At 72.3% G+C, this 24,203-nt stretch carries 23 protein-coding genes and 1 tRNA gene; 12 read left to right on the forward strand and 12 right to left on the reverse strand.

Annotated elements, in window-relative coordinates:
* Window positions 1-221 precede the first annotated feature (221 nt).
* Genes KF737_RS10040 through KF737_RS10050 form a run of 3 tightly spaced genes read right to left on the reverse strand, consistent with a single transcriptional unit; the run spans window position 222 to window position 3,002 of the window.
* Window positions 222-1,052 carry a hypothetical protein gene (locus tag KF737_RS10040; RefSeq protein ID WP_296453949.1) on the reverse strand — a complete coding sequence of 277 codons (831 nt, stop codon included), beginning with the start codon at window positions 1,050-1,052 and terminating at the stop codon, window positions 222-224.
* Between the two features lie 7 nt (window positions 1,053-1,059).
* Entirely contained in the window at window positions 1,060-1,839 is a 780-nt protein-coding gene (locus KF737_RS10045) for an enoyl-CoA hydratase/isomerase family protein (RefSeq protein WP_296453952.1), read from the reverse strand.
* Window positions 1,836-3,002, reverse strand: coding sequence for an acyl-CoA dehydrogenase family protein (locus KF737_RS10050; RefSeq protein WP_296453955.1), 1,167 nt, complete (start codon window positions 3,000-3,002; stop codon window positions 1,836-1,838). Before KF737_RS10050 ends, KF737_RS10045 begins: the two co-directional genes overlap by 4 nt.
* A gap of 128 nt (window positions 3,003-3,130) precedes the next feature.
* On the opposite strand from KF737_RS10050, the gene KF737_RS10055 reads away from it, so the two are divergent.
* A complete protein-coding gene (locus KF737_RS10055; RefSeq protein WP_296453958.1) occupies window positions 3,131-3,871 on the forward strand; it encodes an IclR family transcriptional regulator in 741 nt (246 codons plus the stop codon).
* Window positions 3,872-3,884: 13 nt separating this feature from the next.
* Window positions 3,885-5,102 (forward strand): CaiB/BaiF CoA-transferase family protein, encoded by a 1,218-nt coding sequence (locus KF737_RS10060; protein ID WP_296453961.1) that lies wholly within the window; start codon window positions 3,885-3,887, stop codon window positions 5,100-5,102.
* On the opposite strand, the gene KF737_RS10065 is transcribed toward KF737_RS10060, so the two are convergent.
* A complete protein-coding gene (locus KF737_RS10065) occupies window positions 5,099-7,897 on the reverse strand; it encodes a CHAT domain-containing protein (RefSeq protein WP_296453964.1) in 2,799 nt (932 codons plus the stop codon). The two genes, KF737_RS10060 and KF737_RS10065, sit on opposite strands and share 4 nt — an antisense overlap.
* On the opposite strand from KF737_RS10065, the gene KF737_RS10070 reads away from it, so the two are divergent.
* On the forward strand, window positions 7,896-9,101 hold the full coding sequence (locus tag KF737_RS10070) for a trypsin-like peptidase domain-containing protein (protein ID WP_296453967.1): 1,206 nt from the start codon (window positions 7,896-7,898) through the stop codon (window positions 9,099-9,101). The two genes, KF737_RS10065 and KF737_RS10070, sit on opposite strands and share 2 nt — an antisense overlap.
* 230 nt (window positions 9,102-9,331) lie before the next feature.
* Here KF737_RS10070 and mgtE read toward each other — a convergent pair whose 3' ends face one another.
* The gene (mgtE, locus tag KF737_RS10075) at window positions 9,332-10,696 is read right to left on the reverse strand and encodes a magnesium transporter (protein ID WP_296453970.1); all 1,365 of its coding nucleotides are present in this window, start codon (window positions 10,694-10,696) and stop codon (window positions 9,332-9,334) included.
* A gap of 406 nt (window positions 10,697-11,102) precedes the next feature.
* On the opposite strand from mgtE, the gene KF737_RS10080 reads away from it, so the two are divergent.
* Window positions 11,103-11,645 (forward strand): hypothetical protein, encoded by a 543-nt coding sequence (locus KF737_RS10080; protein WP_296453973.1) that lies wholly within the window; start codon window positions 11,103-11,105, stop codon window positions 11,643-11,645.
* Here KF737_RS10080 and KF737_RS10085 read toward each other — a convergent pair whose 3' ends face one another.
* Genes KF737_RS10085 through KF737_RS10095 form a run of 3 tightly spaced genes read right to left on the reverse strand, consistent with a single transcriptional unit; the run spans window position 11,646 to window position 14,742 of the window.
* Window positions 11,646-12,044, reverse strand: coding sequence for a Zn-ribbon domain-containing OB-fold protein (locus KF737_RS10085; RefSeq protein WP_296453976.1), 399 nt, complete (start codon window positions 12,042-12,044; stop codon window positions 11,646-11,648).
* Window positions 12,045-12,048: 4 nt separating this feature from the next.
* Complete coding sequence (locus tag KF737_RS10090; RefSeq protein WP_296453980.1) at window positions 12,049-13,245, reverse strand: thiolase domain-containing protein; 1,197 nt, start codon at window positions 13,243-13,245, stop codon at window positions 12,049-12,051.
* A gap of 9 nt (window positions 13,246-13,254) precedes the next feature.
* Window positions 13,255-14,742, reverse strand: a complete 1,488-nt coding sequence (locus KF737_RS10095) for an AMP-binding protein (RefSeq protein ID WP_296453985.1) — start codon at window positions 14,740-14,742, stop codon at window positions 13,255-13,257.
* Window positions 14,743-14,895: 153 nt separating this feature from the next.
* On the opposite strand from KF737_RS10095, the gene KF737_RS10100 reads away from it, so the two are divergent.
* The 3 genes from KF737_RS10100 (at window position 14,896) to KF737_RS10110 (ending at window position 16,907) form a co-directional block, all read left to right on the forward strand.
* A complete protein-coding gene (locus tag KF737_RS10100; RefSeq protein ID WP_296453988.1) occupies window positions 14,896-15,318 on the forward strand; it encodes a PaaI family thioesterase in 423 nt (140 codons plus the stop codon).
* Window positions 15,319-15,450: 132 nt separating this feature from the next.
* A tRNA-Ser gene (locus KF737_RS10105) sits at window positions 15,451-15,540 on the forward strand.
* Between the two features lie 470 nt (window positions 15,541-16,010).
* On the forward strand, window positions 16,011-16,907 hold the full coding sequence (locus KF737_RS10110) for a hypothetical protein (RefSeq protein WP_296453991.1): 897 nt from the start codon (window positions 16,011-16,013) through the stop codon (window positions 16,905-16,907).
* On the opposite strand, the gene KF737_RS10115 is transcribed toward KF737_RS10110, so the two are convergent.
* The 4 genes from KF737_RS10115 to KF737_RS10130 are packed head-to-tail and all read right to left on the reverse strand — an operon-like array spanning window position 16,904 to window position 19,641.
* Complete coding sequence (locus tag KF737_RS10115) at window positions 16,904-17,197, reverse strand: EscU/YscU/HrcU family type III secretion system export apparatus switch protein (RefSeq protein ID WP_296453993.1); 294 nt, start codon at window positions 17,195-17,197, stop codon at window positions 16,904-16,906. The two genes, KF737_RS10110 and KF737_RS10115, sit on opposite strands and share 4 nt — an antisense overlap.
* Window positions 17,194-18,195 carry a flagellar hook-length control protein FliK gene (locus KF737_RS10120; RefSeq protein WP_296453997.1) on the reverse strand — a complete coding sequence of 334 codons (1,002 nt, stop codon included), beginning with the start codon at window positions 18,193-18,195 and terminating at the stop codon, window positions 17,194-17,196. Before KF737_RS10120 ends, KF737_RS10115 begins: the two co-directional genes overlap by 4 nt.
* Window positions 18,196-18,235: 40 nt before the next feature.
* Window positions 18,236-19,225 (reverse strand): threonine/serine dehydratase, encoded by a 990-nt coding sequence (locus KF737_RS10125; protein WP_296454000.1) that lies wholly within the window; start codon window positions 19,223-19,225, stop codon window positions 18,236-18,238.
* A complete protein-coding gene (locus KF737_RS10130; protein WP_296454003.1) occupies window positions 19,222-19,641 on the reverse strand; it encodes a VOC family protein in 420 nt (139 codons plus the stop codon). Before KF737_RS10130 ends, KF737_RS10125 begins: the two co-directional genes overlap by 4 nt.
* Before the next feature lie 155 nt (window positions 19,642-19,796).
* Here KF737_RS10130 and KF737_RS10135 point away from each other — a divergent pair, with 155 nt between their 5' ends.
* Genes KF737_RS10135 through glp form a run of 5 tightly spaced genes read left to right on the forward strand, consistent with a single transcriptional unit; the run spans window position 19,797 to window position 24,183 of the window.
* The gene (locus KF737_RS10135) at window positions 19,797-20,093 is read left to right on the forward strand and encodes a hypothetical protein (protein WP_296454005.1); all 297 of its coding nucleotides are present in this window, start codon (window positions 19,797-19,799) and stop codon (window positions 20,091-20,093) included.
* 12 nt (window positions 20,094-20,105) lie between these two features.
* Window positions 20,106-21,926 carry a glutamine--fructose-6-phosphate transaminase (isomerizing) gene (glmS, locus tag KF737_RS10140; RefSeq protein WP_296454008.1) on the forward strand — a complete coding sequence of 607 codons (1,821 nt, stop codon included), beginning with the start codon at window positions 20,106-20,108 and terminating at the stop codon, window positions 21,924-21,926.
* Window positions 21,927-21,970: 44 nt separating this feature from the next.
* Entirely contained in the window at window positions 21,971-22,522 is a 552-nt protein-coding gene (gene moaB / locus KF737_RS10145) for a molybdenum cofactor biosynthesis protein B (protein ID WP_296454011.1), read from the forward strand.
* A gap of 6 nt (window positions 22,523-22,528) precedes the next feature.
* On the forward strand, window positions 22,529-22,996 hold the full coding sequence (moaC, locus tag KF737_RS10150; protein ID WP_296454014.1) for a cyclic pyranopterin monophosphate synthase MoaC: 468 nt from the start codon (window positions 22,529-22,531) through the stop codon (window positions 22,994-22,996).
* Window positions 22,993-24,183: a gephyrin-like molybdotransferase Glp gene (gene glp / locus KF737_RS10155; RefSeq protein WP_296454016.1), complete on the forward strand. Its 1,191-nt coding sequence runs from the start codon at window positions 22,993-22,995 to the stop codon at window positions 24,181-24,183. The genes moaC and glp overlap by 4 nt, the downstream gene beginning before the upstream one ends.
* Window positions 24,184-24,203 lie beyond the last annotated feature (20 nt).

Consider the following 24,203-nt stretch of genomic DNA (forward strand, 5'->3'; position numbering starts at 1 on the left):
AGCATTCGGCGGTTCGCTTGAACCGTCGAAGGCTCAAGACCTTCGCTTAGGATTAGACCATTCGGCTTCCCGACCTCGGACCTACCTCAGCGCCGAATGGTCTAGTCATCGAAGAGGGGAAGCAGCGTCCTGGGGTCGTCGATGCGGAGCGAACGCCAATCGGCGGCGGAACGCGTGGGGACGATCCGTCACAGGACGGGCTCGAAGGCCTCGCCCCGGCCTCAGCACTCCGGCGCGGCGCTGACGCGGCGGATGGTGACCTGTTCGTCGATGGTGGAGCCGCCGGCGCGTTCGATGCGGCGCTGGTTCAGGCTGATCACGCGGCCGTCGCGGCTGGAGACGACGGCGTCGGTGGTGAAGTCCTGCTGGACGCCGGACGTGCCGCCGACCGCGGCGCGGGTCACGCGCACCGTGCAGCCCGCCTTCAGCACGCGGATGTCGGAGAGCGCGCGGCCAGGCGGGCTCCTGCGATGGTCCACGACCACGTTCGAGCCCAGCGGGGCGGCGCCCTTCGGCTCCATGATCGCCATCAGCCGCACGTCGCCCAGCACCATGTCCTGCGCCGCGTACAGCGGCTCCTGGGCGAAGCGCTGGTGGTAGGTGTTGCGGATCGTGTCCTGCGGCGGCAGCGCCCGGTCGACGCCGGCCAGCACGCGGCTCTTGAACTCGTCCCAGTTGTCCAGGCCCGTCAGCATGCCGTCGCCGCGCAGGCGGAAGTCGAGCGGCGCGCCGATCAGCGCCTTCAGCGCCGTCTCCATGGCCGGGCCGGAGCTGTCGGTGAGGCTGACCTCCTTCAGCGTGTAGCGGAGCCTGAGCGCGTCGGCCGCGACGCCCAGCACCTCCACCTCGAACACCTGGGTGTTGTGCTGGCTGGCCTGCCCGTCCGCGGTCTTCTCGGCGTACTTCGCCTCGCTCCTGAAGCGGTAGACGTCGCCGACGGCGTCGGCGCGCGTGCGCACCTCCACCGTCTCCACCTTGCCGTCCTTGGACGTATCCTGCGCCGCGGCCGGAACCGCGGCGAGGAGGGCGAGTGCGACGAGGGCCCGCTTCACCGGCGGCTCATCGCCCGACGAAGTCGCCGACGCGGCGCTCGGCCACCGAGCGCACGCCCTCGGCGTAGTCCTGCGTCTTGCGCAGCCAGGCCTGCTCGGCGGCTTCCTTGTCGGTCTGGGCGCGCACGGCGGCCGCCAGGTCCGCGCGCAGGGTCTTGCGCGTGGAGACCAGCGCCAGCGGCGCGTTCTCGGCGATCTCCCTCGCCAGCGTCAGGGCCGCGGCGCGCAGCGCCTCCAGAGGCACGACCTCGTCGACCAGGCCCCAGGCCAGGGCGTCGTCGGCCTTCACCCGGCGCGCAGTCAGGAACATCAGCTCGGCCTTCGAGGGGCCGATCAGGCGCGGCAGGGTGTGGGTGAGGCCGAATCCGGGGTGGAAGCCCAGCTTCACGAAGTTGGCCGCGAACTTGGCGTCGGGCGAGGCGATCCGGAAGTCGGCGACGACCACCAGCCCCAGGCCCGCGCCCACCGCCGCGCCCTGCACCGCCGCCACGATCGGCTTCTGCGCCGAGAACAGCCGCACCGCCTGGTCGTAGAGCGGGTTCACCGACCCCAGCCCCCCCTCGCCCTCGGTCCGCACCAGGTCGGCGCCGGCGCAGAAGTTCTTGCCTTCCGCCTGCAGCACCGAGCAGCGCACGCCGGGCTCGGCGTCGATGGCGTCGAACGCGTCGGCCAGGTCCTTCATGAAGTCGACCGACACGTGGTTGTGCGGCGGCCGGTCGATGGTCACCACGGCGACGTGGCCGTCGACCGCGATCTGAACGTGATCGCCGAATTGTGTCTGCATCATCGTCTCGTCCCCAACAGGTTCCTGGCCACGACCCACTTATGCACCTCGCTGGGGCCGTCGTAGATCCGCATCGTCCGCAGCTTCGCCTGCATGAGCTGCAGCGGGATTTCCTTGGTCATGCCCATGGCGCCGAACGCCTGCATGGCGCGGTCGACCGTCTCATAGGCCATCTCGGTGGCGAACCACTTGATCATGCTGATCTCGGAGCGGACGTCGCGGCCGTTGTCCAGCTTCCAGGCGCAGTCGTAGGTCATCAGCCGCGCCGCGTGGATCTTGGTCGCCGCCTCGGCCACCCAGAACTGGATCGCCTGGCGCTCGCTGAGCGGCACGCCGAACGTCTTCCGCTGCGGCGCGTAGTCGATGACCATGTCCAGCGCCCGCTGCGCCATGCCCACCGACCAGGCCGCCATCTGGATGCGCCGCGTGCCCAGCCGCGTCTGCATCGGCGCGAAGCCCGCGCCCTCCTGGCCCAGCAGCTTCCAGCCCTCGACCCGGCAGTCCTCCAGCGCCACCTCGTAGGTGTAGGCCCCGCCCACCATCGGGATGCGCCGCAGCACGTTGAACCCCGGCGTCCCCTTGTCGACCAGGAACGCCGTGATCCCGCCCCGCGCCCGCTTCTCGGGGTCGGTCACCGCCATCAGGATGGTGAAGTCGGCGTCGGCCGCCCGCGAAATCCAGATCTTCCGGCCGTTGATCACCCAGTCGTCGCCGTCGCGCACGGCCCGCGTGGTCATGCCGGCGGGGTCCGACCCCGCGCCGGGCTCGGAGATGCCGATCGCCGAGACGGTCTTGCCGGCGACGTAGGGGGCCAGGTAGGCGGCCCGCTGACGCTCGTCCACCGTCTGCATCAGCATGCGCAGGTTGGGCGAATCCGGCGGCAGGGTGTAGGGCGTGACGCAGCGGCCGATCTCCTCCTCGACGCCGACCATGGCCAGCATCGGCAGGTCCGAGCCGCCCACGTCCTGCGGCGCGTCCAGGCCGAACAGGCCCAGCTCGTGCGCCTTGGCGTCGAGGCGGGCGTGGTCCTCGGGCCCGATGCCCAGGCCCTTGCCCTCGGCCTCGCGCTGCATGACGCCGGCTTCCAGCGGCATCAGCTCGTCCTTCACGAACCTCGCGACGAGGTCCTTGAGCATGCGGTGCTCTTCGGCGAGCTCGAAGTGCATGGCGTTCCCTCTTGGTCTTGCGGCCATTGAACAGGCCCGCGCGAACGGATACTAGGCCTTCCGGCATTCGCCCATATGTGGATGGAATTTCCACATATGTGTTTTCTGAGCCATCGACGGGGAAGCAGGTGACCGACAGCGCGGTCAAGTCGGCGAAGCGGGCGCTGGAGATCCTGGAGGTCTTCGCGCGCCATCGCCGGCCGCTGGCGCTGAAGGAGATCCTGGACGAGCTGGGCTATCCCACCTCGTCCGGCTCGGCGCTGCTGAAGTCGCTCGTCCAGCTCGGCTACCTCGACTACGACCGCGAGCGGCGGACCTACTTCCCCACCATGCGCATCTCGGTGCTGGGCGCCTGGGTGCCGCAGGCGCTGTTCGGCGACGGCCAGCTCCTGCCGGCGCTGGAGGGCCTGGCCGCCCGCACCGGCGAGACGGTGATCCTGGCGGTGCAGAGCGACCTGCATGCGCAGTACGTCCACCTGATCCATTCCGCCGAGCCGCTGCAGGCCAGGGTCCAGCCCGGCACGCTGAGGCCCCTGGCGCGCTCGGGCCTCGGCCTCGTGCTGCTCTCCGGCAAGACCGACGCCGAGATCGAGCGCCTGCGCCGGCGCATCAACGCCGCGGGCGAGAGCGGCGGCCAGAGCCGCGAGGAGCTGATGAGCCGCGTGGGCGAGGTGCGCGCCCGCGGCTACGCCTTCTCCAGGCACGCCATCTCGCCCGGCGTCGGCATCATCGGCGCGGCGCTGCCCAAGGGCCCGTTCGGGCGGATGAGCGCCGTGGGCGTCGCCGGCGCCGTGCCCCGGCTGGAAGACAGGGAAGACGCGATCGTTGCCGAACTTCGGGCCACGGTCCAAAGGCTCGAACAGGCGTAAGGGAGGAAGCGGGATGACCAACACCATGGGCGCGAAGGCCACGGGACCGCTCGCCGGAATCCGCATCCTGGACCTCACCAGCGTGGTGAACGGCGCCTACGGCACCCAGATCCTCGCCGACCAGGGCGCCGACGTGATCAAGCTGGAGGACCCCGGCTCGGGCCGCGGCGACGGCGGCGACATCATGCGCTGGGCCGGCCACCTGCCCGAGGGCGCGCCGCGCGGCATGGGCCCCATCTTCCTCAACATCAACCGCAACAAGCGCTCGATCCTGCTCGACCTGAAGAAGGAGAGCGCCAGGCGGGCGCTCGCGAAGATCATCCGCTCCTGCGACGTGGTCGCCTCGTCCATCCGCTACGAAGGCATGAAGCGCCTGGGCCTCGCCTACGAGGACGTGGCCGCCATCAAGCCCGACATCGTCTTCGTCCACGCCGCCGGCTACGGCTCGGACGGCCCCTACGCCGGCGAGCCGGCCTACGACGACCTGATCCAGTCGGCCTCGGGCTGCGCCGACCTGCTGCCCCGCACCGACGGCGACCCGACCCCGCGCATCCTGCCCACCCTGGTGGCCGACAAGGTCTCGGGCCTCTTCCTGTCGCAGGCGGTCACCGCGGCCCTGCTGCACAAGGCGCGCACCGGCGAGGGCCAGTTCGTGGAAGTGCCGATGTTCGAGTGCGTGACCAGCTTCCTGCTCGTCGAGCACCTCTACGACCACACCTTCGACCCGCCGACCGGCCAGTGGGGCTACCAGCGGGTGGTCAACCCCAACCGCAAGCCCTTCGCCACCAAGGACGGCTACATCGGCCTCCTGCCCTACACCGACAGGCAGTGGGACCAGTTCTTCGACGCCGCCGGCTTCGGCGAGGCCGTGAAGTCCGACCCCCGCTTCGCCGACTACGCCACCCGCGCCAGGCACACCCGCGAGCTCTACGGCATGATCGAGCAGGCCGCCGCCACCAAGACCACCCAGGAGTGGCTGGACATCCTCAAGCCCCTGTCGATCCCGGTGGTGAAGACCAACACCCTGGACGACCTCGACGACGACCCGCACCTCAAGGCCGTCGGCTTCTTCCAGCCCTTCACCCACCCGGAGCTCGGGACCTACCGGCTGATGAAGCCCCCGGTGAAGTTCTCCAAGTCCCCCAGCAACCTGCGCCGCCACCCGCCCAGGCTGGGCGAACAGACCGACGAGATCCTGGCCGAGTTCGGCATCGCGGCCGAGGAGGCTTAGCGGCCGCCGTCGCCCAGGATGATGAAGGGCGCCCAGAAGCGCGGGTGGAGCTGGGCGCGGCCGGGCGGCGCGGCCAGGTAGGCGCGCTGGGCCTCGGCGAGGGCGGCGGCGGGTCCGGCCGCATCGGGGCCGGCGAGGCGCGCGAAGAGGCCGGAGACGACCGTCGCGCCGGTCTCGGAATTCACCGGCCACAGCGTGCCCATCACCCCGCGTACGCCCGCCTGGGCGAAGGCCGAGCTGAGCGCCGGCAGGTCCTGGGCGAGGCGGGTGAACTCCAGGTTCGCCGTGTTGCAGGCCGACAGCGCCACGAAGTCGGCCGGAAGCTGCAGGTCGGCGATCTCGGAGGCCGTGAGGAAGCCGTCGCCCCCCTCGCCGGGCGTCAGCACCAGGGCCGGTTCGTCCACCCCTTCGACCTCGCCGCGCATGACGCCATGGGTGGCGAACGACACGAGGCGCGCGCCGGGCGCCAGCGCCTCGCGCACGCGGGCCTCGGTCGCCTCCGCGCCGGTCAGGACCTGCGCCGTGCGGAACGGGCGGGCCGAGGCGGCCAGCTCCGTCGCCGTCTCCGGCAGCGGGCCCAGGCCCGCCTTGCGCACCGCCGCGGCGGCGGGACCGTCGAGCACGGGGTCGCCCACGCCCAGGAAGTCGCGGTCCGGCGGGCGGGACCGCGCCGTGCGCGCGGCGACGAGCGCGCTGGCCGAGCCCGCATAGCTGACGGCGTGCGCGCGCACGAACCACTCGGCGGCCGCCAGGTCCCAGCCCTCGCCCCGCCGCGGCGGCTCGCGCGGCAGCAGCGCGGCCAGCGGCAGGCCGCCCACGCTGACCAGCGGCGAGAGCCAGGTCACCCGGTCGCCGCGCTTCAGGCAGGGCTCGAACGGCCGCAGGAACACGTCGTAGAGCCGCACGGCCGCCGCGACCGGGAACTGGCTGTCGGCCGCCTCGTCCGGCGCATGCGTGGCCGACAGCGCGGCTTCGATCAGCCGCGCATCCAGGCTGACGCGGCTCGTGTCGGGCCGGGCCGTGACGAGCGTCATCCCCTCGCGCCGGACGCAGGCGTAGAGAAGCTCGCCCCCCACCGGCACGTAGGCCAGCGCGGCCTCGTCGGCGGCAAGCACGCCGCGCAGCTTCTGCAGCGTCACGAGGTTGGCGCCGGAGGTGGCGAGGCCGGCCTTGGCCAGCGCCGCGTCCGACGCCGCGAGCCGGGCGTTCAGGCCGCCCAGCTCCGCGAGGCGACCCGCGTCATAGGTGAAGGGCCGCGGCGCGCCGCCCGCCGCGCCCGCCGACCCGCCACGCCGGATCATCTCCGCGATCGACGCCTGCTCCTGCCGGTCCCGCCGGGCGCGCAGGCGCAGGCCGTCGTGGGCCAGCCGGCGCAGGGCCGGGTCGCGGGCCGAGGCGAGCAGCGTCATCGCGTCGGCGTCGAAGCCCGGACCGGCGCGGCCCGCGAGCTGGACGAGCGCGAAGGTCGTCTCCGGGTCGCCGCCCTGGCGCGCGGCCGGGATCAGCGACAGGCCGATCAGCAGGCGGTCGAGGACGCCCGGCCGGTACCACGACCCCGCCGGCCCGCCGTTGATCGCCGAAGCGGCGGCGCGGACCCGCCCGCCGAGCCGGACGAGCGCCGCGGCCTTCTCCGGGCCCGGCTGACGCGCCAGGGCCGCGCCGGCCAGCCGGTAGGCGTCGACGGCTGCGGCCTCGGCGGCGTCCGGCTCGAACCCCAGGGGGCCGCCCAGCGCCTGGGCCGCCACGGCGTCGGGCGTGCGCGCCCGCTGCGCCGCAACGGCGCGGGCCGCGAGGTAGGCGACCTCGTCCAGGCCGGCGGGCGCGCGGCCCGGCGTCCGGTAGAGCGCGGCCATCGGATGGTCGGCCAGCGCGCGCAGCCCGCAGTCGGGCGCGTCGCGGCAGAGCGCCGCCTTCATCCCGAGCGCCCAGCCCCGGACCCGGTCGCGCGTGTCGGGATCGAGCTCCAGCGTCGCCAGCCCGGCGAGCACCGCGTCCGTCTCCCGCGCTGCGCCCTCGCCGTCGTCCACCGCCTCGAGCAGGTCGGCCGCCGTCCGGTGGAGCAGCAGCGCCTCCGGCGTCCGGGCCGGCAGGGCGGCCGTGATGAACGCGGCGCTCGCCGCATAGAGCCCGTGCGCGCGCTCGTAGGCGCCCAGCTCGACGAGGATCGCCAGCACGTCCGCCAGCACCGTCGCCACCTCATAGGCCGCCGGCTCGGGTGCCTCCAGCGCGCCCACGATGGCCAGCACCTCGCCCGCGGCGCGCTCGGCCTCTTCGCGTGAGCCGGCGGCCCGCAGGATCTCGGCCCGGAGCGCGCGGCGGCGCAGCCAGGCCACGCCCGTCGCGGGCGTGTCCGCCGCCCACAGCCTGTCGGCCAGCGCCTCGTCCAGCGCCGCCTTCGACCCGATGGCCAGGCGCGTGGCGTTGACGTGGTAGTCGACCTCCAGCGCCCGCCGCAGCCGCTGCGCCGGGTCCGGCGACGGGACCACGGCGTCCACATAGGCCTGTGCATGCTCGGCGAGGCAGGCGTTCGCCCGCATCCGGCGGCAGATCTCCAGCAGGCTCGCCAGCGCCCGCGCCCGCGCCGCCGGGTCGTCGCGCGCCGCCTCGGCGAGGGCGATGAGCTGCGCGCGGGCCTTCAGGCCCTGGCCGTCGAAGAACAGCCGCGCCGCCGCGCCGATCTGCGCGTCGGGCGTGGCCGCACGCGCCGGCGCGACCCCGCCGAGAAACAGGCTTGCCGCGACTCCCAGCCCCGCTAGGCTTCGCAGCCGAAGTCCGGAGGGGAAGCCCAAGGCCATGAAATGGCTCCGAATCGCCGCGCTGACGGCCAGCTTGGCCATGCCATCATATGCCGCCGCCGCACCGCCGGAAGCCTACCTCGGCCAGCCGGCCGCCCATACGAAGGGTCCGCGCAAGCCGATGAAGCCCGCCGTCGCGCCGTCGGTCGCCGCCGGCGCGGCCGCCGCCCGCTCGGGCGCCGCGGTGAAGCGCTACGGCCAGGCGCTCGCCGGCCTCAGGCCCGACGCCCGGGCCGCCACGCGCGGCGCGGCCGAGACGCGGGTCTATGAACAGGCCTCGTCGTCGGTGGTGCTGGTGGTGACGCCCGATGGCCTGGGCTCGGGCGTGGTGGTGGGCGCCGACGGCCTGATCGTCACCAACCTCCACGTGACCGGCGACTTCGAGAGCGTCGGCGTCGTCTACAAGCCCGCCCAGGAAGGCGCCTCGGTCAAGGACGCCGAGGTCCACAAGGCCAGGGTGCTGCGCGTCGACGAAGTGACCGACCTGGCGCTGGTGAAGGTCGACGCCCTGCCGGAGGGCGTGAGGCCGCTGGCCCTGGGCGGCGTCGAGGCGGTGAGGATCGGCGCCGACGTCCACGCCATCGGCCACCCGACGGGCGAGGCCTGGACCTACACCCGCGGCATCGTCAGCCAGGTGCGCCGCGACTACGCCTGGACCGCGACGGGCGACCGCTACGAGCACAAGGCGACCGTCATCCAGACCCAGACGCCCATCAACCCGGGCAACTCCGGCGGCCCCCTGCTGAACGAGAAGCTGGAGGTGGTCGGCATCAACAGCTTCAAGTCGGGCGGCGAGGGCCTGAACTTCGCGGTCTCCGCTGACGACGTGAGGGCCCTGCTGGCGGCCAAGGAGGATCGCCTGGCCAGGACGCGTTCGAACGCGCCGGGCGGCGTCTGCAAGCCGGCCGAGATCGACAGCCGCCCGTCCAGGGACCCGGTGGGCGTCGAATACCTGATGGACTCCGACTGTGACGACGCCGGCGACTTCACCATCGTCATCCCGACCAGCAGGCGCGAGGCGGTGATGACCCTCATCGACGCCGACCGCGACGGCCGGATCGACACCGTCCTGCTCGACAGGAACCGCGACGGCTCGCCCGAGATCGGCCTCTACGACACCGACGGCGACGGCAAGTTCGACCTGCAGGGCACGTTCCGCAAAGGCGAGGACGAACCCTACAAGTGGGAGAAGATCAAAGGCTGAGGCGCTGGACGTGCGGCCCCGCGCGCGGATCACTCCGCGGCCCGCCTGACCCGGCGCGAAGCGCCCTTTTCGAACCACCAAGTTCACCAAGGGCACGAAGTCCCGCCGCGAGGCCTGGCCGGGCCGGCGCGCCTTGGTGAACTTGGTGTCGTTGGTGGTTCATCCTGCTGCGGCTTCGCCGCTGACAGCGCCGGCATGTAGGGGGGCTTCGGCGGCCGCCTGCCGAAACGTCACAGCAGCGTTCCCTTGAGGATGACGAGGGCGACGCTGAAGTAGATCACGAGGCCCGTGACATCCACCAGCGTCGCGACGAATGGCGCCGAGGCGCTCGCGGGGTCGAAGCCGAGTCGCTTCAGGACGAAGGGCAGCATGGACCCCGACAGCGAGCCGAAGGTCACGATGCCCACCAGGCCGACGCCGACGGTGAGCGCGATCAGCGGCCAGTGCGGGCCGTAGTCGTAGATCCCCGCGACCTGCCACGCCGCGATCCGGGCCATCCCGACCGCGCCCAGGATGGCGCCCAGCGTCAGGCCGGTTGGGATCTCGCGGATCGCCACCCGCCACCAGTCGCGCAGCCGCAGTTGCCCCAGCGCCAGCGCCCGGATCAGCAGCGACGTCGCCTGGGACCCCGAGTTCCCCCCCGAGCTCATGATCAGCGGGATGAACAGCGTCAGCACGACCGCCTTGGCGAGCTCGTCCTCGAAATGCTGCATGGCGCTGGCCGTCAGCATCTCGCCGATGAAGAGCGCCGCGAGCCAGCCCGCCCGCTTGCGGATCATCCTGCCGAAGGTGATCTGCATGTAGGGCTCGGCGATCCCCTCCACGCCGCCGAACTTCTGCACGTCCTCGGTGCTCTCGGCGACGATGGCGTCGATGACGTCGTCGACCGTGACGATGCCCAGCACCTGGCCGCGATGGTTCAGCACCGGGACCGACAGCAGGTCGTGGATGGAGATGAGCCGCGCGACGTCTTCCCGATCCGTCTCGGGCTCCACGACGATCGGCGCCCGCCCGGGCCCCACCTCGACGATGGGCGTCGCGGGCTCGGCGGCGATGAGCTGGCGCAGGGTCACGATGCGCAACAGCGCGCGCGTCTTCGGTTCGAGCACGTGGATGGCGTAGATGGTCTCGCGCGTGCGCTCGACCTCGCGCAGGTGCCGCAGCGTCGTCTCGGCGGTGTAGGTGGCCGGCACGCTGACGAACTCCGTCGTCATGAGGCTGCCGGCGGTGTCGGGCGGATACGCCAGGAGTTGCTTCAGCCCGGCCGCGGTCTCGAAATCGAGTCGGGTCAGCAGCGCCGTTCGGTCCGCCCCGTCGAGCTCGCGCAACGCCGCGGCCGCGCGGTCGGCGGACATCGCGGCCAGCAGGCCGCCCGACGCCGTGCCGGGAAGTTCGAGAAGCAGCTCGCCGGGCCGGTCGAGTTCGGGCCGGTCGAGGACTTCGACCGCGCGCTCGAACGGCAGGTGCGCGAGCACGCCGGTGGCGCGCTCGAGCGTCTCGTCGTTGAGGCGCGCGACGATGTCCGCGATGTGCTCGCCGACGAGTTCGGCGAACAGCACGGGGTCCGCCGCCGGGACCTTGGGGGTATTCTGCATGGCTCACCTCGTTTCCGCCGGCGCGGCGGACGTGGCGAGCCGACCCGGCCGGGTCAGGCCACGCGCGGCCGCGACGACGCGTACAATCGACTGTGACTGTCGCTGGGCATGGGGTTCATGGGTTCCTGTGACGTCGGCTCGCCGAAACGGTCCGATCGGACGGCGAGATGATCCTCGGGGGCCGGGCTGTCAAGCTGAAGGGCGCCCGTTCCGGCATGCGTTGGCCGTGGACCGCGAAGCGCCCTTCGGGTTGAACCGCGGAATACGCGGAATGACGCGGAAAGAGGGAAGACGGACGACCGTCCCCGGCCTCACCGTCGCGCGGCGGCCCTTCCGCGTATTCCGCGGTTCCATATTCTCGCGGCTTCGCCGCGGACAGCGCCGGCATGTGGTAAGGGCCTCGGCCATGCGGATCGCGGCGGTCGGGACATCGGGGTCGGGGAAGACCAGGTTCGCGCGGACGCTGGCGGCGCGGCTCGGCGTGCGCCACATCGACCTCGACGCGGTGACCTGGCAGCCGGGCTGGACGGCGCTGCACGAGACCGACCCCGCCGAGTTCCTCCGCCGCTGCGCCGAGGCGATGGCGGACGAGGCCTGGGTGAGCTGCGGCAACTACATCACCTCGCGGCCGCCGCTGCTGGCGCGGGCGACCGACCTCGTGTGGCTGGACTATCCGCGGCCGCTGGTGATGGCCCGCGTGATCCGCCGCTCGTTCGCCCGCGCGTGGGGGCGCGAGGAGCTGTGGCCGGGCACGGGCAACCGCGAGGACTTCGCCCGCTGGCTCGACAAGGGCCACCCCATCCGCTGGGCCTGGGACACCTACGACCGCAGGAAGCGCCAGTACGAGGCCCTGTTCGCGGCGCTGGAGGGTTCCGGCATCCGCACCCACCGCGTGACCCGGCCCTGGGAAGCGCAGGCGCTGATCGCGAAGCTGGCGGCGGAACGCTAGCTAGGCCGGCGCGAAGACCGGGACGGGCGGGCCGCCTTCGGTGGGCTGGAACTTCACCTTCACGCGCATGCCGATCCTGAGGCCGTCGGGCGCCACGTCGACGAAGTTGGTGAGGAGCGAGATCCCCTCGTCGAGCGTGACGTAGCCGATGGCGTAGGGGCCGGACGGCGAGCGCCACATGACCGAGTAGGTGTAGATCACGCCGGTCCCGGGGCTCTCCTCCCAGACCGTGCGGTCGGAGTGGCAGTAGGGGCAGATGGCGCGCGGATACCAGTGGGCCTCGCCGCAGGCGGTGCAGCGCTTGATGGTGAAGCGGCCTTCGGCGGCGGCGTCGAAGAAGGGCCTGGTCTCCAGGGAGACGGCGGGCGCCGGGATCGGGCGGGTCATGAGTTCGGACATGGGTTCAGCCCTCCCGTTCCATGATGACCGTCGCCGAGCCGTGGCGGACGCCCAGCGAGCCGCCGGTGCCGTGGGCCAGCGCCAGGTCGCAGTTGGGGACCTGCACCTTGGGGTGGGCCTCGCCGCGGAGCTGGCGGACGGTCTCGATGATCTTGGTGATGCCGCCCCGGTTCGTCGGGTGGTTGTTGCAGAGGCCGCCGCCGTCGGTGTTGAACGGCAGCTTGCCGACGCCGGAGATCAGGGCGCCGTCGGCCACGAACTTCCCGCCCTCGCCCTTCGCGCAGAAGCCCAGGTCCTCCAGGGTCATCAGGACGGTGATGGTGAAGCTGTCGTAGATCGAGGCGTACTTCATGTCGGCGGGCGTGACGCCGGCCTCGGCGAAGGCCTTCGGCCCCGACCAGGCGGCGGCGCAGGTGGTGAGGTCGAGGGCCTTGCCGCCCATGGGCGTCTTCGGCGCCTCGGCCGCGCCCAGCACCTTCACCCTGGGCCGGTTCAGCGACCGGGCCACCTCGGGCGAGGTGACGATGACCGCGCCGCCGCCGTCGGTGACGACGCAGCAGTCCAGCAGGTGCAGCGGATCGGCGATCATGCGGGAGTTCACCACCTGCTCGACGGTGACCACGTCCTTCAGGAAGGCGTGGTCGTTCCACTGGGCGTGGTGGCTGGCGGCGACCTTGATCCAGGCCAGTTGCTCGGAGGTGGTGCCGTACTCGTACATGTGGCGCATGGCGCACATGCCGTAGGTGTTGTGGGTCGAGCCGCCGTAGACGCTCTCGAAGCCCTGCTCGGGCGCGCCGTCGACGAGGCGGCCGTCCTTGGGCGCGCTCCCGCCCGGGATGCCGGGCCGTCCGCCGCCGTTGCGCGGCCGGCCGGCGAGCGTGATCAGCGCCACGTTCACCTTGCCCTCGGCGATGGCCTGGCAGGCGTGGTTCAGGTGGACGAGGTAGGACGAGCCGCCGGTCTCGGTGGTGTCCATGTGGCGGACGTTCCGAAGGCCCATGTAGTCGATCATCGACATGGCCCCGAATCCCGGCGCGTCGCCGGCGCAGAAGTAGGCGTCGACGTCGTCGAACGAGAGCCCGGCGTCCTCCAGCGCCCCCCTGGCGCTTTCGGCGTGGAGCTGCGCGGTCGTCTTGTCCGGGGCGTCGCGCGTCGGATGCTCGAACGCGCCCATCACGTAGGCCTTGCCCTTGATGCTCATGCGCCTCCCCTAAGCCGGCGTCTTCATGGCGGCGATGCGCGCGTCGCGCAACGCCGTGCGGCGCACCTTGCCCGCGTCGTCGCGCACCGCCTCGTCGACGAACTCGTAGCTGCGCGGCTGCTTGTAGGTGACCAGGCGGTCCTTCACGTGGGCCTTCAGGTCGTCGGCGGTGACCTCGCCCCTGGCGTTGACGATTGCGTGGATGCGGCTGCCCAGGTCGTCGTCGGGCAGGCCGATGACTGCGCAGGACTCCACCGCCGGGTGTTCCTGCAGCGCGCTCTCGATCTCGGCCGGATAGACGTTGGAGCCGCCGACCAGGATCATGTCGGTGCGCCGGTCGGCCAGGTAGAGGTAGCCCTCGGCGTCGAACGAACCCAGGTCGCCCAGGCTCTCCCAGCCGCCCTCCAGCGCCTTCGCCGTGGCGCCGACGTATCTGTACGTCTCGGGCGTGCCGGCGGCGCGGCGCATGTAGATCTCGCCCACCTCGCCGGGCGGCAGCTCGGCGCCGTCCTCGCCGCAGACCTTCATCTCGCCGATCGCCACCCTGCCGACCGAGCCGCGGTGGGTGAGCCACTCGGTCCCGGTGATGATGGTGACGGCCTGGGCCTCGGTGCCGGCGTAGAGCTCCATCACCTCGCCCGGCGCGATCCAGTGGATGAAGGCCTCCTTCAGCCAGGCCGGGCACGGCGCGGCCATGTGCCAGAGGATCCCGACGCTGGAGAGGTCGTACTTCGCGCGGACCTCCTCCGGCAGGTGCCAGATGCGGTTCATCATGGTGGGCACGAGGTAGACCCAGTCGGCCCTGCGCGCCTGGATCTCGGCCAGCGTCCCCTCCGGGTCGAAGCGCGGCGTCAGCACCACGTGGCAGCCGCTGGATGTGCCGCTGGTCATCATGCCGAACGGGGCGTTGTGGTAGAGGGGCGCGGGGATCAGCATCGTGCCGCCGGGCGTGATGCGGAAGGCCCCGGTGTCGGCGGGCGTCACCTTCGGCGCCACGGCCGGCTGGCCCGCCAGGATCAGCTTCGGCCGCCCGGTGGAGCCGCCGCTGGTGGGCGCCTTCAGGATCGGCGCGGTGACGTCGGGCAGGTCTGCGTCGTCGCCGCTGAGCGCCTCGAGGTCGGCGATCCTCAGCACCGGCACGTCCAGCACGTGGTCGAAGTCGGCGATCACCACGGGCGAGCCGGCCAGTTCCACGATCGCCGCCAGCTCGGCCTTCGGCAGGCGGAACGACACCGGCTGCGGCGTCGCCCCCAGCTTCCACACGGCGTAGGCGGCGGCGACGAAGCCGGTGGAATTGGGCAGGCCGATGGTGACGAGGTCGCCGTACTTCACGCCCTTGGTCGCCAGCGCGCGGGCGAGGCGGTTCGAGCGGCGGTGCAGCTCGGCGTAGGTCAGCGTCTCCCCGCCGCAGGTGACGGCCGGCGCGTCGCCCCGGGTCGCGGCGAGCTGGGCGAGCTTCGCGCCCAGCGAGATCATTTCGGGAAGGGCTTCGGACATGCGCATGCCTCGGATCGGGAGCTGGGCGCCAGTTGTCCGCATTGGCGCAACGGCAGGCAAGCTTGGCTGGATTTCCGCCGGCCGCGGCTCTTGTCTGTCGCAGCGTCAGCTTCCCACGTGCGGAGCGGCCCAACGATCCGGAGACGGCGAGCGATGATGGACGGCAACGTGGCGGCGGTGTTCGCCGAGCGGCAGCAGGGCACCCTGCCCGGCGAACTGGGGATCGAGTGGGCCGAGGTGGCCAACGGCCGCGCCAGCGGCGGCTTCACCGTCGGGAAGAAGCACATGGCGGCCAACGGCTTCATGCACGCCGCCTCGGTGGTGGCGCTGGTGGACTCGGCCTGCGGCTACGCCTGCGTGGCCTCGCTGCCGGAGGGCGCGAGCGGCTTCACGACGATCGAGATCAAGACCAACTACCTGGGCACGGCCAGGGCGGGCGAACGCGTCACCTGCGAGGCCCGCCTGGTCCACGGCGGCCGCATGACCCAGGTCTGGGACGCCGAGGCCACGAACGAGACCACCGGCAAGGTCGTCGCCGTCTTCCGCTGCACCCAGATGATCCTCTGGCCGCGATAGGCCTCGGAGCCAGGCCGGCCGAGGACGCCGAAGCCCTGCGCCGCGACGCCGCGCTTGCGCGATACCGGCGAGATGAGTAGAACGCCCGCTCGCTCAGCGGGCCCCCTTCGGGGACAGGCCCGCGCCGGCTCTGGAGAGGTGGCAGAGTGGTTGAATGTACCGCACTCGAAATGCGGCGTACGTGAAAGCGTATCGTGGGTTCGAATCCCACCCTCTCCGCCATTCAGGTCCAGCGACCGGTCTCCGGCCGCCGACGCCCTGGGAACCTCCGACATAACCGATAGCTGGGCTCGGACTTCCGTTCCTGACCAGCGGGCGATCGCGCGGTTTCAGTCGTGGATATCGCCCATTTCCCGGCCTCGTCTCCGCCCCCTGGAAGCCGTGACGGAACTGGCCTGATCTCAGGAACAGGGACTTTCCATTTTCCTGGGGCGCGCCGACGGACCCCATAGCTGGAATTTGCGGGAGAATTGCGCCGTAGCGCACCGTAGCAGGCCTCAAGAGGCAGGGACCAAGGTTCATCAGAACAGGGAAGCCAGGGACGGGCGACGCATCGCCACCCGCCACGACCGCACCGCCAGGAACTTCCTCTCTGCCGTGGCTCTCGCCGCAACCCTCAGCTTCCGGGCCAAACTCCATCTAGCCCGCATCGCCATCGCCTGACATCCTCGCCGCGAGTGGGGGGTGAGAGCATGGGACGTATCGCGGTCGGCGAAGCCATCGGCGCCGGGTTCGGGCTGATCCGGCGCGAGCCCCTGACCTTCCTGGCGTGGTGCGCGCTCTACTTCCTGGTCTCCGCCGCGCCGCAGGCGATCGTCTGGCCGCAGATGATGGAGATCTACCGGACGGCGGGGTCGGATCCGGCGGCGGCGCTGGCCACCCCGTCGAGCCTCGGCGCCTACCAGCCGATCGCCATCCTGCTGGGCCTCGCCCTGATGGTCGTGGCGCCCGCCGCGATCTTCCGCAGCGTCCTCTTCCCGGACGAGCGGCGCTTCTTCTATCTGCGGCTGGGCATGCGCGAACTCTGGACGACCGTCGTGTCGGTGGTCGTGGTGCTGGCCTGGCTCGTGGGGTTCCTCGCCTTCCTCATTCCGATCCTCGTCGTCACATTCGGCGCAGCGGCGGTCGGCGGCGCCGGCGGCGCCCTCTTCGCGGGGATCGTGGTCTTCCTGGGCTACGTCGCGGCGATCGTGGGCTCACTCTGGCTCCTCATCCGCCTCTCGCTCGGCCCGGTCATGAGCTTCGCCGAGAACACCTTCCGGCTGACCGAGTCCTGGCGTCTCACGAAGGGACACGCCTGGCGGATCTTCCTCGTGGCGCTCGGCCTCTTCGCCATGGTCGTCCTGCTGGAGGCGGTGCTGTTCGGCGGCGCGTTCGCGGTGTTCGCGTCCGGCAGCCCGAATCCCGCGCGGATCTTCAGCGAGCCCGGGGCGCTGCCCGCGCTGATGTCGCGGATCACCGTGCCGGTGATGCTGGTCGGCTATGCCGTCTTCGCGGTGTTCGGCGTCTGGAGCTACGTGATGGGCGCCGCCGCGTGGGCGAACATCTATCGCCAGCTCAAGCCGGAGCTGGCCGACACCTTCGCCTAGCGGTGCAGCGGCGATTGCCCTTGCATGGGCGCCTGCCTGGCGGCGTTGATGATGAAGGCGATGATCACCGCCACGGCCTCGTAGAGGGCCTCGGGGATCTCGCTGTCCAGCTCGATGGTCGACAGCGCCTCGGCCAGGGCCGGGTTGGCCTCCAGCGGCACGCCGTGCTCGCGGGCGGTGTCGATGATCCGCTGGCCCAGTTCGCCGCGGCCCACGGCCACCACCTTCGGCGCGCCGGGCGCCTCGTAGTGCAGCGCGACCGCCAGCGTGGGCTTCTCGGGCTCGCTCATGAGGTTCGGTCCACCAGGCGGCCGGGCGGGGGCGGCGGCGCGGGCGGCGGGCCGGGCCGGACGGTGACGTCGCCGCCGAGCGTCCCGGCCAGGCCGCCGGCCTGAGCCTGCAGCCAGGCGAAGCTGGCCGCGTCCTCGACCCACAGCACCGCGCCGCAGCGGCCGTCCTTCAGCCGCAGGTGCGCATGCACCGGCCCCAGCGGCGGGATGTCGAGGGCGAAGCGGGCGCGCCAGGTCGGGGCCGGCCGCTCGGCGCTCCCGGTGTCCTCGGGCGCGTCCCGCTCGATCGCGAACTGCGCCACGGCCGCGCCCTGCGGCGTGGCCACGGGCAGCTCGAACATCCAGCGCGCGCCGCCGGCCTCGTCCGGCAGGGAGGCAAGCTGGTGCAGCGCCTGGCGGGCCAGGGCCTGCTCGGTCTCCTCGCGCAGGGTCGCCAGTTGATACTCCGGCGCATCGTCGGCCCTGAGCAGGGCGACCCGCGCCGCCTGGGGCGCGACCGCACCACCCCTCGTGGGCGGCGGAGCGGGCGCCTTGGTGGCGCGCAGGCCGCCCGCGGCGCCGGCCATCACCAGCGCCTGCTGCAGGATCAGCAGCGCCGCTTTCATGTCCCGCGGCGGCGCGTTCGGCGTCTGCGCGAGCTGCGCCTCCAGGAAGAGGCCCGAGCGCGCCACGGCCGCCCTGAGAGCCGCGCCGTCGGGCGGCGCGCCGGTCGAGATCCCGAACCGCACCAGTTGCTGCACCGCCGCCTTGATCGCCGTGGGCAGGGTCCGCGACGCCAGCGCCGGCTCCGCGTCGGCGAGCAGGCCGCCCATCCCGGACTGCCGGATCGCCGCATCGGCCTGCGCCGCCTCCACGGCCCGGACCGTCAGCGGCCGCACCGCGCCCACGACCTGCGACGGCGTGGCGACGGCCGCGGCCGGGTTCACCCCGGCGGCCTGCCCGGTGGCGAGCGGGCTCTGCGGCCCGCCCATCGGCGACGTCGGAGGGACGCTGCTCATGGCCCCAGTCTAGCGCGACCGGGTGAGTCGCGGACCAGCGTTACAGCTCGCGCCGCAGGATCCGGCCGAACTGGTCGGGATCGATGTTGCCGCCCGAGAGCACGAGGCCGACGGTCGTCCCGCCGAAGGTGTCCACCTTGCCGGCCAGCAGCGCCGCGAGGCCCGCCGAACCGCCCGGCTCGACCACCAGCTTCAGCACCGAGAAGGCGTAGCGCACGGCCTCGGCCACCTCGGCGTCGGTCACGACGGCCACGTCGGCCACGTGGCGTTGCAGGATCGGGAAGGTCAGCTCGCCGGGGCAGGGCGTCTCCAGCGCATCGCACAGGGTGCGGTGCGTCGGCGTCATCGGCGTGCGCCGGCCGGCCTGCAGCGACGTCAGCGTGTCGTCGTAGCCCGCGGGCTCGACGCCGATCAGCGCCGTCCCGGGCGAGAGCGCCTTCACCGCCGTCGCGATGCCCGAGAGCAGTCCGCCGCCGCTGGTGGGGCAGACCACCACGTCCAGCGTCGCGCCGCGGGCCTGCGCCTGCCGCACCAGCTCCAGCCCCGCCGTGCCCTGGCCGGCGATGATGTCCGGGTCGTCGAAGGCCGGCACGACGACCGCGCCGCGCTCGGCCGCGATCGCTGCGGCGATCTTCTCGCGGCTCTCGGTCAGGCGGTCGTAGACCTTCACCTCGGCGCCGTAGCCCCTGGTCGCCTCGGCCTTCACCTTGGGCGCATCGGCCGGCATCACGATCAGCGCCGGTATGCCCAGCAGCTTCGCCGCCAGCGCCACGCCCTGGGCGTGGTTGCCCGACGAGAAGGCCACGACGCCGCGCGCCCGCGCCTCGGGCGAGAGCTGGACCAGCCGGTTGTAGGCGCCGCGGAACTTGAACGCGCCGACCCGCTGCAGCGTCTCGGGCTTGATCAGCACGCGCAGGCCCAGCCGCTCGTTCAGCGCCGGGCTCTCGATCAGCGGCGTCTCGACGGCCACGCCCTTGATGCGCCCGGCGGCGGCCTCGATGTCGGCCAGGGTCACGGCCAGGTCGGTCATTTCGCGAACACCATCTCGTCGCGGGCGAAGGCCTTGAACTCCAGCGCGTTGCCCGAGGGATCCAGGAAGAACATCGTCGCCTGCTCGCCCGGCTGGCCCTGGAAGCGGATGTTCGGCTCGATGACGAACGCGGTCCCGGCGGCCTTCAGCTTGTCCGCCAGCGCCGCCCACTGCGGCGGCGTCAGGATCGCGCCGAAGTGGCGGACCGGCACGTCGTGGCCGTCGACGGCGTTGGTGGCGCGATGCCCCGCCTCGTCCGGCGACAAGTGCGCCACGATCTGGTGACCGTAGAAATCGAAGTCGACCCACGCCTCGCTCGACCGCCCCTCCGGGCAGCCCAGCAATCCGCCGTAGAAGGCGCGCGCCTCGGCGAGGTCGCGCACCGGGAACGCCAGATGGAAGCGCGGGATGTCCATGCGCCGCTGGATAGCGCGCATGCCCGCGCGGCGGAACCGCCAGTTGGCTCAAACCTCCCCACGGCTGTCATCCCTGTCTTCGCCTATGGCGAAACCGGGATTGACAGTTGAATTGGGCCTTGCCCGAAATCGGGCACGGGCCTTTCCTGCGCCCGATGCGTGACGCAAATCCACCGCCGATGTCGGATGCGGGCGACCTGGACGATCTCGTGGCCTACGTAGCCCGGTCCAGCGGGCTCGATCCGTCGCAAGCGAGGCGGATCGTCGATGACGTGCTCTCCTACCTGGCCGAAAGCCCGGCCGATTTCGTCCGGCGCCGGCACGCCGCGCTGCTCAGGCTGGGGCGCAGGAACGACGAGATCTACGCGCAGATCGCGGGCGAACTGGCCACGCGCCGCTTCCCCTCGCCCGCCTACTCGATCCGCCAGATCCGCCGGATCATCTACGGCTGAAGGAAAACGCTGATGTGCGGGATCGTGGGATACGTCGGGGCCCGGCCGGCGCTGCCGCTGCTGATGGAAGGCCTGCGCCGCGTGGAATACCGCGGCTACGATTCCGCCGGCGTGGCGGTGGCCGATGCGGGCGCGCTCGGCGTCTGCAAGCGCAGGGGCAAGGTGCGCGAGCTCGACGCCGCCCTGCCGGCGGCGGGCCTGCCCGGGACGACCGGCGTCGCGCATACCCGCTGGGCCACCCACGGCGAGCCCAGCGACGTCAACGCCCACCCGCACACCGACGCGGCCGGCCGCATCGGCGTGGTCCACAACGGCATCATCGAGAACGCCGCCGAGCTGAAGGCGGCGCTCGCCGCCGACGGCGTCGCCTTCCGCTCCGAGACCGACACCGAGGTGCTGGCGCACCTGATCGCGCGCCGGCCCGAGAACCGCCTGGCCGAGGCGGTCCGCGCGGCGCTGCGCCAGGTGAAGGGCGCCTACGGCCTGGTGGTGATCGACGCGGCGCGGCCCGAGGCGATCGTGGCGGCGCGCAACGGCGGGCCGGTGGTGATCGGCGTGGGCGACGGCGAGATGTTCGTGGCCTCGGACGGCGCGGCGCTGATGGGCCACGCCAAGACCGTCGCCCACCTGGACGACGGCGAGATCGCCGAGGTCCGCGCCGACGGCTTCTCGGTGCTGACGCTGGAAGGGACCGAGACCGCGAAGGCCGTCCAGGCGCTGGAGGGCGAGACCACGGGCTTCGACAAGGGCGACTTCAGCCACTTCATGCGCAAGGAGATCGCCGAGCAGCCCGACGCGGTGCGCCGCACCCTGATGGGCCGGCTCGACGCCCGCTTCTCCACCGCCCACCTGGGCGGCATCGAGCTGGCCGCGCGCGAGATGCTGGACATCCGCCGGGTGAAGATCCTGGGCTGCGGCTCGGCCGGCTACGCCGGCGTGCTGGGCGCCCACCTGATCGAGACCCTGGCCCGCATCCCCGCCCACGCCGAGCCGGCGTCCGAGTTCCGCTACCGCAACCCGGTGATCGAGCAGGACACGCTCTACATCGCCGTCAGCCAGTCGGGAGAAACCTTCGACACCCTGGCCGCCATCCAGGAGGTGAAGCGCAAGGGCGGGCGCGTGCTGGGCGTGGTCAACACCGTGGGCTCGACCATCGCGCGCGAGTGCGGCCGCGGCGTCTACCTGCACGCCGGCCCCGAGGTCGCCGTCGTCTCCACCAAGACCTGGACCTCGACGGCGGTGGCCTTCGCCCTGCTGGCCCTGCAACTCGGCCGGGTGCGCGACCTGTCGGCCGCCCACGGCGCGCGCCTGCTGGCCGGCCTCTCGGCCCTGCCGGACCAGATCGCCGGGATCGTGGCCCGCGAGGACGAACTCGCGCCGCTCACCGCCCGGCTGGCGCGGAGCGAGCACGCCTACTTCATCGGCCGCGCCGCCCACTTCGCGGTCGCCATGGAGGGCGCGCTGAAGCTGAAGGAGATCAGCTACCTCCACGCCGAGGCCTACGCCGCTTCCGAGCTGAAGCACGGCCCGCTGGCCCTGATCGCGCCCGAGACGCCGACCGTCGTGCTGCTGCCCGACGACGACCTGCTCTCGAAGAACCTCTCCACCGTCGCCGAGGTGCGCACGCGCCACGGCCCGGTGCTGGCGATCACCCATCCCGGCGTGAAGGCCGAGGGCGTCGAGGCCGCGTTCGCCGTGCCGCGCTCGGAGCCCGAGCTGGCCCCGATCCTGATGAACGTGCCGCTGCAACTGCTGGCCTACCAGGTCGCCCGCGGCCTCGGCCGCGACATCGACCAGCCGCGCAACCTCGCCAAGTCGGTGACGGTGGAATAGGCGCGGGCGCTGCGGCCCGCTAGATTGCGGGCGAAGGAGTCTCCATGAACGCCCCAGCCTTCGTCCCCGGCGGGAAGATCGACGCCGCCAAGACGCTGAAGCCCGTGAAGGTCGCGGTGCTGACCATCTCCGACACCCGCGACGAGGAGAGCGACACCTCCGGCGACCTGCTCGCCGGCCGGGTCAGGGACGCCGGCCACGAGCTGGCCGCCCGGGGCATCGTCAAGGACGACGTCGAGGAGATCCGCGCGCAGATCCTGGCCTGGGTGGCCGAGGGCGTGGAGGCCATCGTCTCCACCGGCGGCACCGGCATCACCGGCCGCGACGTGACGCCCGAGGCCGTGCGGCCGCTGTTCGACAAGGAGCTCGACGGCTTCTCGGTGGTCTTCCACATGGTGAGCTACGCCTCGGTCGGCCTCTCCACGCTCCAGTCCCGCGCGCTGGCCGGCCTCGTGAAGGGCTGCTTCGTCTTCTGCCTGCCGGGCTCGAACGGCGCGGTGAAGGACGGCTGGGACAAGGTGATCTCGGCCCAGCTCGACAGCCGCCACGGCCCCTGCAACATGGTCGAGCTCATGCCGCGCCTGATGGAAGCCTGACGTCGCTTGAGCAAGTTGACCCACATCGACGAGACCGGCCGCGCCCGCATGGTCGACGTCTCGGACAAGGCCGTCACCGCCCGCGAGGCGGCAGCCGAGGGCTTCCTGCGGATGAGCCCGGAGACGCTGACGCTGGCCCTGTCCGGCGAGGGCAGGAAGGGCGACGTCCGCGCCGTGGCCGAGATCGCCGGCGTCATGGCGGCCAAGAAGGCCTCCGACCTGATCCCCATGTGCCACCCGCTGCCGATCTCGCAGGCCGAGGTGCGCGTCGAGGCGGCCGAGGGCGGGCTCGCGGTCACCGCGCGGGTGAAGACCACCGGACAGACCGGCGTGGAGATGGAGGCGCTGACCGCCTGCTCCGTCGCCCTGCTCACCCTCTACGACATGCTGAAGGCGGCCGAGAAGGGCATGGTCATCGAGGCCGTGCGCCTGGTCTCCAAGACCGGCGGCAAGAGCGGGGACTGGTCGCGTTGAAGCTGCTCCCTGTCGACGAGGCCCGCGCCCGGATGCTGGCCGAGGTCTCCGCCCTGCCGTCCGAGACTGTGGCGATCGCCTCGTCGATCGGTCGCGTGCTGGCCGAGGACGTGACCGCCGTACGCGACCAGCCCCCGTTCAACGCTTCGGCGATGGACGGCTGGGCCGTGCGCGCCGCCGACGCGCCGGGCGCCCTGCGGATCGTGGGCGAGAGCGCCGCGGGCCACGCCTACGAGGGTGCGGTCGGCGCGGGCGAGGCGGTGCGGATCTTCACCGGAGCGGCGATCCCGGCCGGCTGCGACGCCATCATGATCCAGGAGGACGCGACCCGCGACGGCGAGACGGTCACCGTGCCGGAGGTGAAGCCGGGCCACCACGTCCGACCCGCCGGCGGCGACTTCGTCCGCGGGCAGGTGCTGCTGGCGCGCGGCCGAAGGATCGACCCCTGGCGGCTGTCGCTCGCCGCCGCCGCGGGCCGGGCCGAGCTGTCGGTGGCGCGCCGACCACGGGTGGCGCTGTTCTCCACCGGCGAGGAGATCGTCGAGGCGCCGGCCGTCCCGGGGCCGTTCCAGATCTACGACTCGGGGTCGCGCGCCCTGGCGGCGCTGGTTCAGGGCTGGGGCGCGGAGGTCAGCCGCGCCAAGCCCGTCCGCGATGACCTCGAGACCACGATCCAGGCCCTGCGCGATGCTGAGGGCGATCTCGTCGTCACAGTCGGCGGCGCCTCAGTTGGCGACCACGACCTGGTCCGCGCAGCGGCCGAGGCGCTGGGGCTCGACCTGAAGGTCGCGAGCGTCAACGTGCGGCCCGGCAAACCCACCTTCTTCGGCGTACTGGGCGACGGCCGCCGCCTGCTGGGCCTGCCCGGCAATCCCGCCTCGGCCCTGGTCTGCGCCGAGCTGTTCCTTCGCCCGCTGATCGCGGCCTTCCAGGGGGCCGATCCCACGCTTCGCACGATCGGAGCGAGGCTCTGCCGGCCGCTGCCGGCGAACGGCTCGCGCGAGCACTGGATGCGAGCGAAGCTCGGCCATGAGGATGGCGCGGTGATGGTCGAACCGTTCGCCGATCAGGATTCTTCGCTGATCGGCGTCTTCTCGGCCTCGAACGCCCTGCTCCGGCGGCCCGCCGATGCGCCGCCGGCCGCAACGGGCGACATCGTCGAGGTGGCGCCGCTCGCCCGAGCGTAGCGGAGCGCGGTGATCTCGCC

This window comes from Phenylobacterium sp. (assembly GCF_019636135.1).
In the GTDB taxonomy this organism is placed as follows: domain Bacteria; phylum Pseudomonadota; class Alphaproteobacteria; order Caulobacterales; family Caulobacteraceae; genus Phenylobacterium.

Excerpts from the sequence above, each read along its gene's own strand:
- KF737_RS10045 (WP_296453952.1), bottom strand. The coding sequence starts at position 1,839 with ATGATGCAGACACAATTCGGCGATCACGTTCAGATCGCGGTCGACGGC.
- KF737_RS10050 (WP_296453955.1), bottom strand. The coding sequence starts at position 3,002 with ATGCACTTCGAGCTCGCCGAAGAGCACCGCATGCTCAAGGACCTCGTC.
- KF737_RS10060 (WP_296453961.1), top strand. The coding sequence starts at position 3,885 with ATGACCAACACCATGGGCGCGAAGGCCACGGGACCGCTCGCCGGAATC.
- KF737_RS10070 (WP_296453967.1), top strand. The coding sequence starts at position 7,896 with ATGAAATGGCTCCGAATCGCCGCGCTGACGGCCAGCTTGGCCATGCCA.
- KF737_RS10065 (WP_296453964.1), bottom strand. The coding sequence starts at position 7,897 with ATGGCCTTGGGCTTCCCCTCCGGACTTCGGCTGCGAAGCCTAGCGGGG.
- mgtE (WP_296453970.1), bottom strand. The coding sequence starts at position 10,696 with ATGCAGAATACCCCCAAGGTCCCGGCGGCGGACCCCGTGCTGTTCGCC.
- KF737_RS10080 (WP_296453973.1), top strand. The coding sequence starts at position 11,103 with ATGCGGATCGCGGCGGTCGGGACATCGGGGTCGGGGAAGACCAGGTTC.
- KF737_RS10085 (WP_296453976.1), bottom strand. The coding sequence starts at position 12,044 with ATGTCCGAACTCATGACCCGCCCGATCCCGGCGCCCGCCGTCTCCCTG.
- KF737_RS10090 (WP_296453980.1), bottom strand. The coding sequence starts at position 13,245 with ATGAGCATCAAGGGCAAGGCCTACGTGATGGGCGCGTTCGAGCATCCG.
- KF737_RS10095 (WP_296453985.1), bottom strand. The coding sequence starts at position 14,742 with ATGTCCGAAGCCCTTCCCGAAATGATCTCGCTGGGCGCGAAGCTCGCC.
- KF737_RS10100 (WP_296453988.1), top strand. The coding sequence starts at position 14,896 with ATGATGGACGGCAACGTGGCGGCGGTGTTCGCCGAGCGGCAGCAGGGC.
- KF737_RS10110 (WP_296453991.1), top strand. The coding sequence starts at position 16,011 with ATGGGACGTATCGCGGTCGGCGAAGCCATCGGCGCCGGGTTCGGGCTG.
- KF737_RS10115 (WP_296453993.1), bottom strand. The coding sequence starts at position 17,197 with ATGAGCGAGCCCGAGAAGCCCACGCTGGCGGTCGCGCTGCACTACGAG.
- KF737_RS10120 (WP_296453997.1), bottom strand. The coding sequence starts at position 18,195 with ATGAGCAGCGTCCCTCCGACGTCGCCGATGGGCGGGCCGCAGAGCCCG.
- KF737_RS10125 (WP_296454000.1), bottom strand. The coding sequence starts at position 19,225 with ATGACCGACCTGGCCGTGACCCTGGCCGACATCGAGGCCGCCGCCGGG.
- KF737_RS10130 (WP_296454003.1), bottom strand. The coding sequence starts at position 19,641 with ATGGACATCCCGCGCTTCCATCTGGCGTTCCCGGTGCGCGACCTCGCC.
- KF737_RS10135 (WP_296454005.1), top strand. The coding sequence starts at position 19,797 with ATGCGTGACGCAAATCCACCGCCGATGTCGGATGCGGGCGACCTGGAC.
- glmS (WP_296454008.1), top strand. The coding sequence starts at position 20,106 with ATGTGCGGGATCGTGGGATACGTCGGGGCCCGGCCGGCGCTGCCGCTG.
- moaB (WP_296454011.1), top strand. The coding sequence starts at position 21,971 with ATGAACGCCCCAGCCTTCGTCCCCGGCGGGAAGATCGACGCCGCCAAG.